General features: G+C 48.6%; 13 protein-coding genes. 9 read left to right on the top strand and 4 right to left on the bottom strand.

What is annotated here, in order from left to right; all coding sequences use genetic code 11:
• Positions 1-96: 96 nt before the first annotated feature.
• Together EKM70_RS06860 and ybaK are read right to left on the bottom strand one after the other, a co-directional pair.
• Entirely contained in the window at positions 97-882 is a 786-nt protein-coding gene (locus EKM70_RS06860; RefSeq protein WP_125546442.1) for a hypothetical protein, read from the bottom strand.
• A gap of 3 nt (positions 883-885) precedes the next feature.
• The gene (ybaK, locus tag EKM70_RS06855; RefSeq protein WP_125546440.1) at positions 886-1389 is read right to left on the bottom strand and encodes a Cys-tRNA(Pro) deacylase; all 504 of its coding nucleotides are present in this window, start codon (positions 1387-1389) and stop codon (positions 886-888) included.
• 337 nt (positions 1390-1726) lie between these two features.
• Between ybaK and EKM70_RS06850 the strand changes: the two genes are divergently transcribed.
• The 4 genes from EKM70_RS06850 to EKM70_RS06835 all read left to right on the top strand — a co-directional run bounded on the left by EKM70_RS06850 (position 1727) and on the right by EKM70_RS06835 (position 7091).
• The gene (locus tag EKM70_RS06850) at positions 1727-2452 is read left to right on the top strand and encodes a GntR family transcriptional regulator (RefSeq protein ID WP_125546438.1); all 726 of its coding nucleotides are present in this window, start codon (positions 1727-1729) and stop codon (positions 2450-2452) included.
• 375 nt (positions 2453-2827) lie between these two features.
• The gene (locus EKM70_RS06845; RefSeq protein WP_125546437.1) at positions 2828-5215 is read left to right on the top strand and encodes a phosphoketolase family protein; all 2388 of its coding nucleotides are present in this window, start codon (positions 2828-2830) and stop codon (positions 5213-5215) included.
• A 485-nt stretch (positions 5216-5700) separates the two neighbouring features.
• Complete coding sequence (locus EKM70_RS06840) at positions 5701-6204, top strand: GNAT family N-acetyltransferase (protein WP_404819861.1); 504 nt, start codon at positions 5701-5703, stop codon at positions 6202-6204.
• Positions 6205-6413: 209 nt separating this feature from the next.
• Positions 6414-7091 carry a matrixin family metalloprotease gene (locus EKM70_RS06835; protein ID WP_125546435.1) on the top strand — a complete coding sequence of 226 codons (678 nt, stop codon included), beginning with the start codon at positions 6414-6416 and terminating at the stop codon, positions 7089-7091.
• A 56-nt stretch (positions 7092-7147) separates the two neighbouring features.
• Here the strand turns inward: EKM70_RS06835 and EKM70_RS06830 are convergent, their stop codons facing one another.
• Positions 7148-8530 (bottom strand): MDR family MFS transporter, encoded by a 1383-nt coding sequence (locus tag EKM70_RS06830; RefSeq protein WP_125546433.1) that lies wholly within the window; start codon positions 8528-8530, stop codon positions 7148-7150.
• A gap of 96 nt (positions 8531-8626) precedes the next feature.
• Between EKM70_RS06830 and EKM70_RS06825 the strand changes: the two genes are divergently transcribed.
• Positions 8627-9220 carry a TetR/AcrR family transcriptional regulator gene (locus EKM70_RS06825; protein ID WP_125546431.1) on the top strand — a complete coding sequence of 198 codons (594 nt, stop codon included), beginning with the start codon at positions 8627-8629 and terminating at the stop codon, positions 9218-9220.
• Positions 9221-9276: 56 nt separating this feature from the next.
• Here EKM70_RS06825 and EKM70_RS06820 read toward each other — a convergent pair whose 3' ends face one another.
• Positions 9277-11340 carry a BglG family transcription antiterminator gene (locus EKM70_RS06820; protein WP_164506343.1) on the bottom strand — a complete coding sequence of 688 codons (2064 nt, stop codon included), beginning with the start codon at positions 11338-11340 and terminating at the stop codon, positions 9277-9279.
• A 169-nt stretch (positions 11341-11509) separates the two neighbouring features.
• On the opposite strand from EKM70_RS06820, the gene EKM70_RS06815 reads away from it, so the two are divergent.
• Genes EKM70_RS06815 through EKM70_RS06800 form a run of 4 tightly spaced genes read left to right on the top strand, consistent with a single transcriptional unit; the run spans position 11510 to position 14715 of the window.
• Positions 11510-11974, top strand: a complete 465-nt coding sequence (locus tag EKM70_RS06815) for a PTS sugar transporter subunit IIA (protein WP_125546427.1) — start codon at positions 11510-11512, stop codon at positions 11972-11974.
• Position 11975: 1 nt separating this feature from the next.
• Complete coding sequence (locus EKM70_RS06810; protein ID WP_125546425.1) at positions 11976-13067, top strand: PTS fructose transporter subunit EIIC; 1092 nt, start codon at positions 11976-11978, stop codon at positions 13065-13067.
• A gap of 18 nt (positions 13068-13085) precedes the next feature.
• On the top strand, positions 13086-13391 hold the full coding sequence (locus EKM70_RS06805) for a PTS fructose transporter subunit IIB (protein ID WP_057879020.1): 306 nt from the start codon (positions 13086-13088) through the stop codon (positions 13389-13391).
• Between the two features lie 34 nt (positions 13392-13425).
• Positions 13426-14715, top strand: a complete 1290-nt coding sequence (locus EKM70_RS06800; protein ID WP_125546423.1) for a class II D-tagatose-bisphosphate aldolase non-catalytic subunit — start codon at positions 13426-13428, stop codon at positions 14713-14715.
• Positions 14716-14718 lie beyond the last annotated feature (3 nt).

The raw sequence follows: 14718 nt of genomic DNA, 5'->3' as shown, positions 1-14718 counted from the left end.
TACCAAAAAGCTGGTCGGGAGAAATCCGAAGATTCCTCTCAACCAGCTTTCATTTTGGAGACTTATGTCACAGCCTCGAACTAGTTTAATTGAAATTCAGCGTCGCAGGATCAGCCGGACCACTAGATTAGTCAATAGCGAGATCGTCAGCGCATACCCTAGGATTAGCACCAACCAGATGGCTAGGGCCGTAATGGCACGCAGGTACCCCGTGGCCGCGTTTGCCATGGTCAGGAGGACCGTAACGGCGGTCACCGCCATGATGAAGCTGATCACGCCAATCTTAGAGTTGGCGAAGTCGGCATTACTGAGGTCGAAGCCACCGATACTGATATTGAGAGACAGGACGATCATCAGGAGCCAGCGCCACCAGTTGGCACCAACGGGTTGACCGAAGCCCGACCAATCGAGGTTAAAGGGATCGGCCATGAGCGTTAGGAGTCCATGGCACACGCCCGGGAGCAGTAGTGCCGTGAGGCCAAACAAGGCCAGGGCACAACCGAAGATGGGGGCGATCCCGATAAAGAGGTTGCCCATCGTTTGGTACCAGTTCCGGCGATTCCAGGTGTGGTTCACGTAGCCCAGTGTCATGTCGGAATCTCCGGTCACGCCTGGTTGATCGGGATGTGGCCGTTTTAAGAGGCGGAAGGCCACGATGCGGTGGCCAAAGAAGATCGCCGTCAGTAGGTGACTTAATTCATGGAGAAAAATCCCAATGAATCCCAAATAGAGTTGACTGATCATGCCGAAACCGCCGGCTAGATGCTGCTTGGTATTGCGATTCAGGTAGGTGAGAATCGTGATTAAGAAGAAGGGGATGGCCACGAGGTCGAGGCCGGAAATCCCCAGGTTCTTGAAGATGAGTGGGAGGTCAGTTACCATCGGCTATTCCAGCAGGTCGGTGAAGGTGCCGTGCACCAGCCCGGCCAGGTCAGTAGCATCGAGTTCCACGGATCGGCCGATTTGCCCGGATGAGACCAGAATCTGGCCCTGTTCCTGGGCGGTATTGTCGAGGTAGATGGGAAACTGATTCTTTTCCCAAATCCCAACGGGGGTGTTGGCCCCGTGTTCGTATCCGGTGGTCTTGACCAGGTCCTTTAGCGGCACCATATTAACTTTTTTATTACCGGAGGCCTTGGCGAGCTTCTTTTCGTCGAGGTGTTCGTCGATGGGGAGAACGCCCACGACGGGGCCGGTGACGTTGCCACTGAGCACCAATGTCTTGTAGATGTGGTGTTCATCGATGTCGGCGTGGTCCACGTCCATCTGGGCGACGTCGCCTTGGATGTGGGTGGCAAATTCAACTTGTTTATAGGCAATTTTATTTTTATCGAGAATCTGTTCGACGAGCGTCTTGTGGAGACGTTTACCCTTTTTCTTCTTTGACATGTGGGTCACCTTTCATGGTTAAAATAGTCTAGGTTCCTTCTAGTTGCCGCCATCCGCATTTTGCCGTATGATGGCCGCGGTTACTGGTAACTTCCGAGTGAACCCGTTGTCATAGAATATACACTAGCGTAAATGGCGCCAAGTTTCAATTAGAAACACTGGTAGAAACCGCTTTTGTGCCAGCGATCGGGGGACAATGATAAGTATTTTTATAAATTGGATCGCACTTTACCTTAAACTGGATCGGTTGTTTTTTGCTAAAAAGCAGACAGCACTTGAAAAACCTGGTATACTCGATACCTGTAGAAGTCTAGTTGAAGAGTTATGAGGAGATATCATGGCAGATTTAGTCTATCGACGCGTGATGCGGGACTTAAAACAACGAATCCATCAAAATGAATTCCCCAATAAGCGGTTGCCAGACGAACGGAGCCTGAGCGAATCTTATGGGGTTAGCCGTAGTTCGGTTAAACGGGCGCTCAGTGTGCTCGCTACCCAGGGCATCATCTTCAAGAAGCGTGGTGCGGGGACCTTCATTAATCCATTATATATGAAAAACCAATCGATTTTTCAATATGAAGGGTCAAATTTGGGGATTACCGACAGTATGAAGGCTGCCGGATCGACGCCTGGAATCCGGCTTCTGAAGTTTGACGTGGTACCGGCCAGCAAGGAAATCCAACAGGACTTGTTCCTGGCGGAGGGTGATTTTGTTTACGAGATTAAGCGGTTACGGTTATTTAACGATCAGCCGTTTATGATTGAAACGGGGTATATTCCCATTAAGATTGCGCCGAACCTGTCACAAAAGACGGTGGCGGATTCCATCTTTAATTATTTGGAAGGCCAAGGAAAAGTGGTTACCAAGTCCTTCATGTCGATTCAGGCGCAGCCGTCGACGGTAGAAGACCAGGAATTGCTGAACCTGAAGCCGGTGGAACCCGTAGGCATCATGGAAGGAATTTTCTTCTTGGATGACGGGACGCCGTTCGAAGTTTCCAACATGCGGTTGCACTACAAATATTTGAATTACAACACGTTCGTTTCATTGGACGAAGAATAAGTCTTTCAAGACGACTACCCAGCGGTGGCCGTCTTTTTTATATCCAATTGGTCTAGCCAATGTCACCAATGATGGTAGACAAGCTTTGAAATTGGTCTAGTTTTTATTTACCGAATAATAAGAAAATATTTATATAAAAAGTGTCGTGATCGCGGCTTGATCCAATCGGGTGAGGGGTCGTTATCCGCGTGGTTAGGGGGATTGAGCTGCCTAGAAATTGATACGATCCAATTTGCGTAAAGGTTGACTTTTCCATAAAAGAAGCTATGATGGAGTTGTAAAAAAGCCTCCGGGTAAACATTACCGAGGGTAGTTTTACAACTATCTATCAACTAGATTATGCAGTTACGATTTCAAAGAAGGAGTGTTAATTACATGGCAGCAGATGCAAAATTCGACTCCAAGTCTTACTTGGAAGGCGTTGACAAGTACTTCCGTGCAGCGAACTACCTGTCCGTTGGTCAGTTATTCCTGCGTGACAATCCATTATTGAAGCGTGACTTAACATCTGACGACGTTAAGATCAAGCCTATTGGTCACTGGGGGACGATTGTTTCTCAAAACTTTATTTATGCTCATTTAAACCGAGCTATCTTAAAGTATGATTTGAACATGTTCTATATCGAAGGTTCAGGTCACGGTGGTCAAGTTATGGTTTCGAACTCATATCTTGATGGTAGCTACAGTGAAATCTACCCTAACATCTCTCAAGATGAAGAGGGTATGAAGCGCTTGTTCAAACAATTCTCCTTCCCAGGTGGGGTTGCTTCTCACGCTGCACCTGAAACCCCAGGTTCTATCCACGAAGGTGGGGAACTTGGTTACAGCTTGTCACACGGGACTGGTGCTATCTTAGATAATCCAGACGTGATCGCCGCTGTAGAAATTGGTGATGGGGAATCTGAAACTGGTCCATTGGCCGCTTCATGGTTCTCTGACAAATTTATCAACCCAATCAAAGATGGTGCTGTATTACCAATCATCAACATGAACGGGTTCAAGATTTCTAACCCAACTATCCTGTCACGGATGTCCGACGAAGACTTAACGAAGTACTTCGAAGGTATGGGCTGGGATCCTCACTTTGTTGAAATTGAAGCCGGTGACACTGACTTCATGCGGGTTCACAAGGACATGGCTAAGGTCATGGACGAATCCATTGAAAAGATCAAGGCTATTCAAAAGAATGCCCGTGAAAACAACGATGACTCCTTACCTAACTGGCCAATGATCATCTTCCGTTCCCCTAAGGGCTGGACTGGTCCTAAGGAAGACTTAGATGGCAACCCAATCGAAGGCTCATTCCGTGCTCACCAAGTGCCAATTCCTGTTGCCGCTGGCGACATGGAACACAAGGACATGTTGATCAACTGGATGAAGTCTTACAAGCCAGAAGAACTCTTCAATGAAGACGGTTCTGTTAAGCAAGAAGTCCGCGACATGGCTCCTAAGGGCGATCAACGGATGGCCATGAACCCTATCACTAATGGTGGGATCAAGCCAGAACCATTGAAGTTACCTGACTACAAGAAGTACGCCGTGGATACGACTGAACACGGGAAGACGATTGCGCAAGACATGTTGGTTTGGTCACAATACCTGGCTGATACCATGAAGTTGAACCCAACGAACTTCCGTGCCTTTGGTCCTGACGAATCCAAGTCTAACCGGCTTTACGCTATGCTGGACTATGGTAAGCGTCAATGGATGGAAGGTATCCACGAACCAAATGATGAAAACATGGCTCACGAGGGCCGGGTCATTGACTCACAACTCTCCGAACACCAAGCTGAAGGTTGGTTGGAAGGTTATGTTCTGACTGGTCGTCATGGTTTCTTCGCCACTTACGAATCCTTCGGCCGTGTCGTTGACTCCATGTTGACGCAACACATGAAGTGGTTACGTAAGGCAACGGAACAAGACTGGCGTCATGATTACCCATCCTTGAACTTCGTTGATACGTCAACTGTCTTCCAGCAAGACCACAACGGGTACACCCACCAAGATCCAGGTATGCTGACTCATTTAGCTGAAAAGAAGCCTGAATTCATCCGTGAATACCTGCCAGCCGATGCTAACACCTTGTTAGCCGTTGGTGACGTGGCCTTCCGGAGTCGTCAAAAGATCAACTTGATCGTCACGTCCAAGCACCCACGTCCACAATGGTTCTCCATTGATGAAGCCACTAACCTGGTTCACAATGGTTTGGGCTACATTGACTGGGCTTCGACTGACCAAGGTCAAGAACCTGATGTCGTCTTCGCCGCAGCTGGTACTGAACCAACTTGGGAATCATTAGCCGCAATTTCATTATTGCATGACGAATTCCCAGAAATGAAGATTCGCTTCATCAACGTTGTTGACCTGTTGAAGTTGCGTTCTCCTAAGATTGACCCTCGTGGGATTTCCGATGAAGAGTTCGATCGTCTGTTCACGACCGACAAGCCAGTTGTCTTTGCCTTCCATGGCTTTGAAGGATTGGTTAAGGACATCTTCTTCGACCGTCACAACCACAACTTACACGTTCATGGTTACCGTGAAAACGGGGATATCACGACGCCATTTGACATGCGTGTCCTGAACCACATGGACCGTTACCACTTAGCTAAGGAAGCCGTTGACGACATTCCTAGCTACGCCGTAAAGGGTGCTTACTTTGCACAACGTATGGACGACATGGTTGCTAAGCACACGGCTTACATCCGTGAAGTCGGGACTGACTTGCCAGAAGTTAACGCTTGGCAATGGAAGCCTCTCAAGTAAAACTTGATTAAAAAGGTCATCATCAATTACGATTGATGGGACCGAGAGCCTGCATTCTTTGTTGAATGTGGGCTCTTTTTTTGTTTAACAATGGCTGCGTTAAATTGACCGCCTGCGGCTGTCAGGGATTCCGCCTGCTGTGGGGACGCTTCAGCCCTGTGGGCTTCTCGCTCGATTTGAAGCCGCGAAGAACGTGCGTCTTCAAAGTCGCCCGTGATGTAAGGCCGAGAAAGCCACTCGGTCTAACATCACCGTCACGGCCGGCTCCATCCCTGACCTCCTCCAGCTAGGGTGGATGGTTCAATAGCTACAGAATGATTATATCGGCCACCAAACAGAAGCGGTGTCTCGAACTGACCACCAGTATTTGATGTTAAGAAATTGAAATTCATTTTTTCTGCCTACTAGTAGAGCACCTGCTATACTGAGAAAAAAGTGAGGTGAGTGGCATGTGAGTAGAGATTAAGCCGTTAGCAACGGCAGAAGTGTTAGACTTCTGGGAACTGGCTTATAGTAATCCGCAGGCTGAATGGACGAAGTGGAATGGGCCGTATTTTCGAGATGAATTGCCGAGTCGATCAGTCTTTATCGAGAAGATTGCTGCGGAGAAGTTCATTGGTCACCCGGAACGTCAGGTGATTTGGGTGGATGGCCAGATGATGGGAATGGTTTCCTACAACTTTGAGGATGGGACCTTACAGCGCTGGCTGGATGTCGGCATTGTTATCTATCGCGCAGATGAGTGGCATCGGGGGATTGGACGGCAAGCCCTGACTCAGTGGCTGGACTGGCTGTGGACGCAGACGGACCTGCCACACATTGGTCTGACAACCTGGTCGGGGAATGAGCGCATGTGTCGGTTAGCCACTCGGCTGGGTCTTAAGGAAGAGGCGCGGGTGCGCCAGGTACGGTATTGGCAGGACCAGTACTGGGATTCCGTGAAGTATGGGTGTCTGCGTGAAGAATGGCTGACGCGACAGAAGGTGTGATCGGTCGATTTTTCTTGGTAAAATTAGATTATCCGAAAAATTGTTGGAATCTCGACCCTTTTCATCTCTGTCGATTAACCAGAACAAGTTGAAATGAGACGTTGGAAGCCGTGACCCACTTGGGGGCCACGGCTTCTTTTTACCCTATGATTGATTGTGCGGGTGTGGTATAACTAAACCATTAAAGGAAAACGATGGGGGACGAGGAGATGCGTTGGGGACGCGCGATTGTATTAGTAGTTTTAGTAGGGGCTTTGTTAGTGGGACTTGGGTATCGTAGCGGTCAGTTTCCACAGTTGTCGGCAGCCGTCGATCATGCTCGCGCAGAGATGCCCTTTCAACAACGAAAGCGAGTGACCACGAAGGCTTCTTCGCTCGACGTACCCAAGACCGATACGCCGGTCGTGGATATCGTCCAGGGAATGGATTTGTCGAAAACCTACTATTACAAATTCAGTGATGACATGCCGGCCGGGGGAAAGCAAGCGTTTGCCGATGCCGTTAGCATTTATAATCAGACGGGGACCGTTCACCTGGTTCCCAACTCTGGTTGGTCCGGAGCAGGGCACAATCGGATTACCTTTGCCATCTATCATAAGAAGAGGAAGCGGCATGCTGAAATGGTGGAGCTAGGTCACGGGGGACCCAAGATCATTCAGACCACCGATTTTCTCGGCACGAAGACCGTCAATCACGCAGAGGCCAGCCTCAACGGCGACTACGATGCGGCTTTCAACGACGATGTTGCGGTCCACGAACTAGGGCACGCGTTGGGGTTAGCGCACAGCAAGTCCAAGCATTCGGTGATGTATCCCCTGACTCACGGACAAACGAAGCTGGCGTCGAGTGACGTGAAGAGTTTGAAACTTATCTATAATCAACAGTAATGGCCAAAGCACGCGAGACGATCGTGAAAAATGATCGTCTTGCGTGCTCTTTTTAGTTATTTGGCAAGCCTGCGGTGACTCAGGAACCAAGCCGGGATAGCAGTTGCGGCGATGAAACCCACCGACCACAGAAAGGCGGTCTGGTAGGCTGCGGTCAGGCCAACCTTAGGTAATTCGTGCTGAATGATGGTGGCGAGGACCGCGGTTCCCATGGCCCCACCAATGTTTTGAAGCATCCGGGTGGCCGTGGTGGCCTCAGCGACTAAGGTTTGCGGCACCCCGGTGTAGCTGTCGGCCATGACCGGAATTGTCAGCCCACCTTGGCCGATCCCGCGGACGAAGAGGGTCACCAGAACCAGCCAGGTGCTGGTCTTAGCGGTAAAGAAGACGAAGGGTAAGGTTCCCACGATTGCAATGGCAATGGCAGCCAAGACGACCCAGCGAGCGCCGATACTGTCGGTGAGTTTACCAATCTGGCCCCGCACGACGAGTAACCCAATTCCTTGCGCGATCAGGTAGGTCCCAGACCAGACGACACTTAGTCCCCGACTGTTCTGAAGATAGAGTGGCAGAAGGAACATGGCCCCATTAACTGCGATACCTGAAAGCATCAGAATGATGGCAGAGGCGTCGAAGGTTGGCGACTTGAAGAGCTTGAGACTGACTAAGGCCTTTTGCGGCAGGAAAGTGGCGTAGAGAATGTAGCCGATCAGGAAGGCCAACGCCAGTAACAGGGGCGTGAGAACCTTCAAAGATGTGAAGCTATCACCGGTACTGAAACGTGTGATCCCGATGATAGCGGAGGTGAAGAGGCCGGCTAATAGGCCGAGACTGGGGATGTCGAGATGCTTGCCACGGCGGACGGCCGGGAAACTCGGCATCTTCCAAGCTAAGAGAAACAGAGAGATTAGAACCAAAGGAATATTAATCAAGAAGATCCAGTGCCAGTTCAGCGTTTGAATCAAATAGCCCCCAACCGTGGGACCTAAGATAGGAATCAGAACGGCAGGCATGCCCACAATTGCCATGAGCTTACCGAGACTGTTGCCCCCGGCAACCTGAACGATGAGGGTGGTAATCAAGGGGACGATGAACCCGGCCGCGGCACCTTGAATGATGCGGCCGATAATTAGCAGTGGCAACGTAGTGGCCCAGCTGGAGACGATGGACCCCAGAAGAAAAACCACCAAGGCCCACAGGTAGAGGTGCTTACCATTGAACCAGTTGCTGGCCCAACCAGCGACCGGGACGGCGATGCCCATGGCGAGAACGTAGCTCGTGGTGATCCACTGAATGGCGTTGACGGAAACGTTTAACGACTTCATAATGGTGTCTAGAGCAACGTTGGTCATGGTGGTATCGAGAAGTGGAGCAATGGCCCCAACGACCAGGAATAGCGCGACTTGAATGATTCTTTTAGTTGAAGTTTGTGAATTCATGATGGTCACCTACATTTCAAATTAGATACGGCCGTATCTTATATTTAAAGATGGTACACGCCTTTTAACCAAAAAACAAGGGAGAGCAAGTCGATTATGGCGGAAAAGAAGAAACGACGTCGTGGCGCCGAACTTGAAGCGGCGATTTTAACGGCGGCTTGGGATCAATTACAGGCTAAGGGATATCGTGACCTAACCATTGAGGGCGTAGCGGCCGCAGCCGCGACGACTAAGACGGTCCTGTACCGGCGTTGGCCGGATAAGGCCCGACTGGTGATTGCTGCGCTGAGTAAGTTTGGTGAGATGCCCAGCTACCAGGGAGTGGATACCGGGAGCCTTCGTGGCGATCTGCTCGATCTCTTCGGTCAGATGGCGGCCGTGCTGGCAAAGCTGCGAACGGGAACGTTACGGGGGATCTTAGCCGATCGGCTGGATAAACTGGATTTGGGGCAACTCATGGGTAAAGCCAATACCAGCCATACGGTGAAGGAACTCATCCAACCGATGCTGGACCGGGCCGCGGCTAGAGGTGAAATCGCCAGTGCCGATTTGCCGGAACGAGTAGTGACGCTTCCGGGAGTGTTGCTGATTAATGAAGTGATTGGTCAACGGCAATTGACCGTTGACGCTCAAGTTGCCATGATTGATGAGATTCTGCTACCGGTATTTCGGTCGGGGACAGTTAAATAGAATAAAACAACCGTGATCCTATCGAGAATTGACTCGAAGGATCACGGTTGTTTTTGTTAGGCTTCCGCCATTAAATTAACGAGTTCAGATTTTCGTTCTGAGCGAATCAGAGTTTGATACTTGTCGTCATCTTCGAGAATGTTAAGCAGGTCGCTAAGTGCTTTCAAATGTTGTTTTTCTCGCTTAGGTGCCAGGCAAATGATGGTCGTGATGGTTTTGTCAGCCATTTTGACCGGGTGTTGTAGCTCTAAGAGTGACATCCCCAGTTTGTGAATCTTGCTGGAGGGGGCGGAGTGAGCAAGTAGAACCCCGCCTTTGACGATCATAAAGGGACCGTTCTTTTCTAGTTTACGAATAATTTCGGTAACGTAACTCTTGTCGACGTAGCCACCACTCAGGAGCGGGAGAAAAGATCGTTGAATCGCTTGTTTCCAAGTTAAGACCCGCGAGGTGACATGGATATGATCCGGCGTTAGAAGTTCTTGAATGGGTGGCCGTCGAGTACTGTCTGCGGGATCTTGGGGGTCGTTTGCGGCAGTGTCGCCACTAAAGTAGGCCTGTAACTTACGTGAAAGTGCTCGGGGATTTGGAATCATGACATCGTTAGAAATAATATCCATGATATCATTCGTCATTTTGGTGGCGTCCAGGGTGCCCAAGAGCCCGACCTTATGAAGGGCCTTGTCGATCTGGGCGAAGTCGTTATCCGTAGGAATACTTTGAACCGTGAGCTTGGGGGTATCTTGCGTGGTTTCTAAGCCAATTGTTGAAATGATAAGTTTGGCATGGACCAGTGGTTCGAGCCGATTGAATTCTCTTAGACTCAAGGGGTGAGAGAATCTAATCTGACTATACTTGCGCTTCAAGGTTTGCTGTAGAAAGTAGGACGTCCCCACGCCGCTGGAACAAATGAGAAAGACATCGACGTTGGGGTTAAAGGTGGCGGTGTTACTAAGATAGTTGGTTTGACCGCCAAAGTAGGTTGTTAAGAGGGCTAACTCATCGCGCGATAAGGTCTTGTGCATATAGTCTTCGAACGGCTGAACGGCGTAGCTGGTTAAAGTCAGGAGCTCGTGGTAATCCCGCTTGATATCGTCTAGGTTAGCTGCGCGATAAGGAATTCCGGCCATGACTCGCTGGTAGGTTGTAATCAGGTGAGCTTTCAGGCCATTTCTGAGGTTAGGCGTGCTCACCTCGGCACCAGAGATGCTATTGAAGCGTGTGATAATTTCATTAACTAAGATGTCGGCAGGGAAATTCTCCGTGAATGCCCAGTGAGCCACGCTCTTGGTTTGCGCACTATAAATGATATCGCGGAAGAAGGTGACTTCGTCGATTGAGACGGGGATCTCGTAGTGTGCCATGAGGTTAGTGATCCAGTCGTTGACGACCTTGTCGCCGGGCGTCACGTGATCTGGGGAACTAGTCAGGGTCAATGTGGGATTGAGCTGAATTCGCTTCAAACACCACGATAGAAAGGTGGCAAGTAACTCGAGAGAGTTGTCACTGAAGATCACTCTGCTTGCGCGTTGTAGGGTAATGAGTTCTCCAATCAGGTAACGGTAATGAGCCCCATGCATCTCGTTAATAATCAATGGATTATTATGCAAGCCAACTTGTTCACAGACCCATAACCGCTTTTCTCTTTCATTACCGACCAACCGCTTACCATTTTTAGCATTGATAATTTCAAATTGTTCGGGTAAATGTTCGCGGATACCCTGAAAATCATTGATTACGGTGTTTTTTGAAACCCGAAAATATTTTGCAAGTTTTGTCAGCGAAACGTGGTCCTTGTTTTGAATGAGAAACCAAATAATGAGGTCGCGTCGTGAGTATTTATTCGAATAGGCAATGGGGTAATCGTCTTCCTCAAGGTTGTCGTAATGCCGAAGAGCTTCCTTGGTCTCTGGTGGCAAGAAGTACTGACTTTGCGCGAGTTTGGCGATGCGATCAAGTTGCATTTCATCGAGTTGCTTGTTAAAACTCGTAATCCAGTAGAAGGCACTTCTTCTGGAGATCTTGAACTCCATTTCAATGTCTTTGATATTAATGTAGTCGTGTTCAATGAAATATGTCGCAAGTAAATTGATTCTTTTTTTATGACTAATAACGATCAACAGTTGTACCTCCTTAATGTAAACGATACCAATAGCATACCATTCTGTGAAGATTAGAAAAGAGTGAGCCTGTCCAATTTTTGCACTTTTCAGGTGAATCAACTTGCCTTTTTGCATTTCCGTGTAAGCGCTATCATTGTTCTTGTAGAAAGGAACGAGGTGAACAGGGATGAACAATGTCGCTAATTTTGTTGACGTCGTTACGGCGTTTGATATCGAGGCTGATTCTAAAGCAGAAGCCATTAAAGCCGTAATTACTAAACTAGACGCAGCTGGTAAGTTATTGGATAGAGAAAAGTTTCAAGCCGATGTCTTTGCTCGGGAAGCGGAATTACCTACTTATATTGGTTTTGGATTTGGGCTACCACATTCTCAGAGTGATTACGTTAAGGACGCTACAATCGGAATTGGAAAACTAACCCACCCAGTGGAGTGGAATGATGGAAAGAAAGCCGATTTTATTTTTCTGATTGCCGTACCTTATGGTGGAAAAGAAAATACGCATCTTAAAATCTTAGCAAATCTTTCACGGTTACTGATGCATGATGACTTCCGAGACAAACTCCGGAGCACATCTGAAACAGAAGTTCGGGATTTGCTAATGGCTAGTCAAAACCCTCACAGGAGTGAATAACATGGCTGAAAATGCAAGCAAGAAAAAGCAGAGTTGGTGGGCACCAGCGCAAAAGCACTTGATGACCGCGACCGGGTACATGATTCCCTTCGTTGTTGCTGGTGGTATTATCTTCGCCCTTGCCGTAATGCTGAGTGGGAAACCATCAGTTCCGACCACAGGGAACCTTGGAAAATTAGCTTCAATTGGTTCCGCCGGGTTGGCATTGTTTATCCCCGCTCTAGGTGGTTACATCGCCTTCAGTATGGCAGACCGTCCTGGTTTAGCACCTGGTTTCATTACCGCATACTTAGCGACCCAGATTCATGCCGGGTTTATCGGTGGGATTATCGGAGGTATCATGGCCGGATTCGCCGTTAAGTACTTAAAGAAAATCAAAGTTCCTAATAACTATCGGACATTAACGACTATCTTCCTTTACCCATTAGGAGGAACGCTAATCGCCAGTGGGATCATGGTCTTCCTGATTGGGGCGCCAATCGCTAACTTCATGACGTTCCTGACGCACTTCCTGAATAGTTTGAGTGGCGCCGCCAAAGCGCCACTTGGAGCGGTTCTGGGTGCCATGGTCGGGGTCGATATGGGTGGCCCAATTAACAAGGTTGCCTATACCTTCGCCCAAACCCAAGTGGATACCTTACCATTCCTGATGGGTGGTGTTGGTGCCGCCGGTGCAACGCCGCCAATTGGCTTAGGGATTGCCACGTTAATCTTCAAGAAGAAGTTTAGTCCTGAAGATCGTGATGCCGGGATTGCCGCTTTATTGATGGGAACCATGGGAATTACCGAAGGTGCTATTCCATTCGCTACGGCGGATCCACTGCGGGTTATTCCAGCTAACACGATTGGTGCCGCAGTCGCTTGTTTATCAGGATTCATGTTTGGGTGTTTGAACCATGCACCTTGGGGCGGACTTATCGTCTTACCAGTGGTGGATAACCGCTGGGGATACATTGCCGCCGTTGCCCTTGGTTCAGCGGTAGTCGCATTGATTGTCGGATTTGCTAAGAAACCGTACGTTGCGGAAACGCCGGCGGAAGAAAAGGCAGAAGCTGACGATGACGACATTGATTTCGATATTCAACAATTCTAATTTACAGGAGATGGCATTATGAAAATTGTTGGTGTGACATCTTGTCCTAGTGGGGTTGCCCACACGTATATGGCAGCCGAAGCGTTACAAAAGGCTGGCAAGGAAAAAGATATTGAAGTTCACATTGAAACCCAAGGCACCAGCGGGGTGGATGACGAGTTAACCAGCGGTCAAATTTCCGCAGCTGACTTCGTGGTTCTCTCCACCGATACCAGTATCCGGGGAACTGAACGTTTCAAGGGAAAGAAAGTGGTTCAGTTAACGACGACTCAGATCATTGAAAAAGCCGACGCATTGATGAACAAGCTATCAAAGATGGCTTAGACAGAAAAGCAAATTTATTGGAGGCAAACATATTATGAGTGAAAAGGTTTCGATCAAGCAATCAATCAGTACTATGTTGAAGTTACAAGATCAAGGACGTTACGCAACGTTGCTGGGTATCGGCCCAATGTCACCAAACTTATTGCGTGCTAGTTTCGAATTAGCCAAAGACGATGACTTCCCATTGATGTTCATCGCTAGCCGTAACCAAGTTGATAAAGATGACCTCGGTGGGGGCTATGTCAATGGCTGGGATCAAACCCGGTTCAGCGCCGACATCAAGAAGGTTGCCGATGCTGTTGGTTTCAATGGTCTTTACTACTTATGCCGTGACCACGGTGGTCCATGGCAGCGTGATAAGGAACGGAACAGCCACTTGAAGTTTGACGAAGCCATGAAGCTCGCCAAGGAATCCTACTTAGCTGATATTGAAGCCGGATTTGACTTACTGATGATTGACCCGACCAAGGACCCATTCCAAATCGGGAAAGTTGTTAACTTAGACAACGTTATCGACTGGACCGTTGAGTTGATTGAATACTGTGAAACTGAACGTAAGAAGCGTAATTTACCAGAAATCGGTTACGAAGTTGGGACTGAAGAAACCAACGGTGGGTTAACCACGACTGCTAAGTACGAAAACTTTATCCAACGTTTGAAGGGTGAACTCGACAAGCGTAATTTGCCAATGCCAACCTTGATTGTTGGACAAACGGGGACGTTAACTCGTATCGGTGTCCAAGCCGGTGAATGGAACTTTGAAAATGCCGTTGAATTAGGGACGATGGCTAAGAAGTATGGTGTTGGTTTGAAGGAACACAACGCTGACTACTTGGACGATGTTACCTTGCTCTTGCACCAACCAGCACACATCACGGCTTGCAACGTTGCCCCACAATATGGGACTGCTGAAACCCACGCCTTGATTCACTTAACCGAAGTTGAACAACAACTGGTCAAGCATGGTTTAGTTGAGAACCCATCAAACTTATACAAGGTTCTCTTGGACAAGGCTATCCGCAACGGTCGTTGGACTAAGTGGATGGAAGGCGACGATGATAAGTTGACTGTCGACCAAGCTTTGAACCGTCCTGACTTATACCAAATCATCTTGGACGTTGCTGGTCACTACGTTTACAATGAACCTGAAGTTAAGGCTGAAGTTGCAAAGTTATACGCTAACTTATCCGAAAACAACATTGATGGTCAACGTTACGTGATCGACCGCATCAAGGATCCATTACGTCAATACGTTGAAACCTTGAACTTAACCGGTTTAACCAGTGACATTCGCAAGAACGTTTCCCAAACACAAAAAGCTTAATGT

The organism is Levilactobacillus lindianensis, assembly GCF_003946095.1.
Classification (GTDB): Bacteria; Bacillota; Bacilli; order Lactobacillales; family Lactobacillaceae; genus Levilactobacillus; species Levilactobacillus lindianensis.
This window is presented reverse-complemented; position numbering and strand designations above follow the sequence as displayed.

What these genes read in the sequence shown, in the direction of transcription:
- EKM70_RS06860 (WP_125546442.1), bottom strand. Translation starts at nt 882, where the DNA reads ATGGTAACTGACCTCCCACTCATCTTCAAGAACCTGGGGATTTCCGGC.
- EKM70_RS06815 (WP_125546427.1), top strand. Translation starts at nt 11,510, where the DNA reads ATGAACAATGTCGCTAATTTTGTTGACGTCGTTACGGCGTTTGATATC.
- EKM70_RS06845 (WP_125546437.1), top strand. Translation starts at nt 2,828, where the DNA reads ATGGCAGCAGATGCAAAATTCGACTCCAAGTCTTACTTGGAAGGCGTT.
- EKM70_RS06800 (WP_125546423.1), top strand. Translation starts at nt 13,426, where the DNA reads ATGAGTGAAAAGGTTTCGATCAAGCAATCAATCAGTACTATGTTGAAG.
- EKM70_RS06835 (WP_125546435.1), top strand. Translation starts at nt 6,414, where the DNA reads ATGCGTTGGGGACGCGCGATTGTATTAGTAGTTTTAGTAGGGGCTTTG.
- EKM70_RS06830 (WP_125546433.1), bottom strand. Translation starts at nt 8,530, where the DNA reads ATGAATTCACAAACTTCAACTAAAAGAATCATTCAAGTCGCGCTATTC.
- ybaK (WP_125546440.1), bottom strand. Translation starts at nt 1,389, where the DNA reads ATGTCAAAGAAGAAAAAGGGTAAACGTCTCCACAAGACGCTCGTCGAA.
- EKM70_RS06850 (WP_125546438.1), top strand. Translation starts at nt 1,727, where the DNA reads ATGGCAGATTTAGTCTATCGACGCGTGATGCGGGACTTAAAACAACGA.
- EKM70_RS06825 (WP_125546431.1), top strand. Translation starts at nt 8,627, where the DNA reads ATGGCGGAAAAGAAGAAACGACGTCGTGGCGCCGAACTTGAAGCGGCG.
- EKM70_RS06805 (WP_057879020.1), top strand. Translation starts at nt 13,086, where the DNA reads ATGAAAATTGTTGGTGTGACATCTTGTCCTAGTGGGGTTGCCCACACG.
- EKM70_RS06810 (WP_125546425.1), top strand. Translation starts at nt 11,976, where the DNA reads ATGGCTGAAAATGCAAGCAAGAAAAAGCAGAGTTGGTGGGCACCAGCG.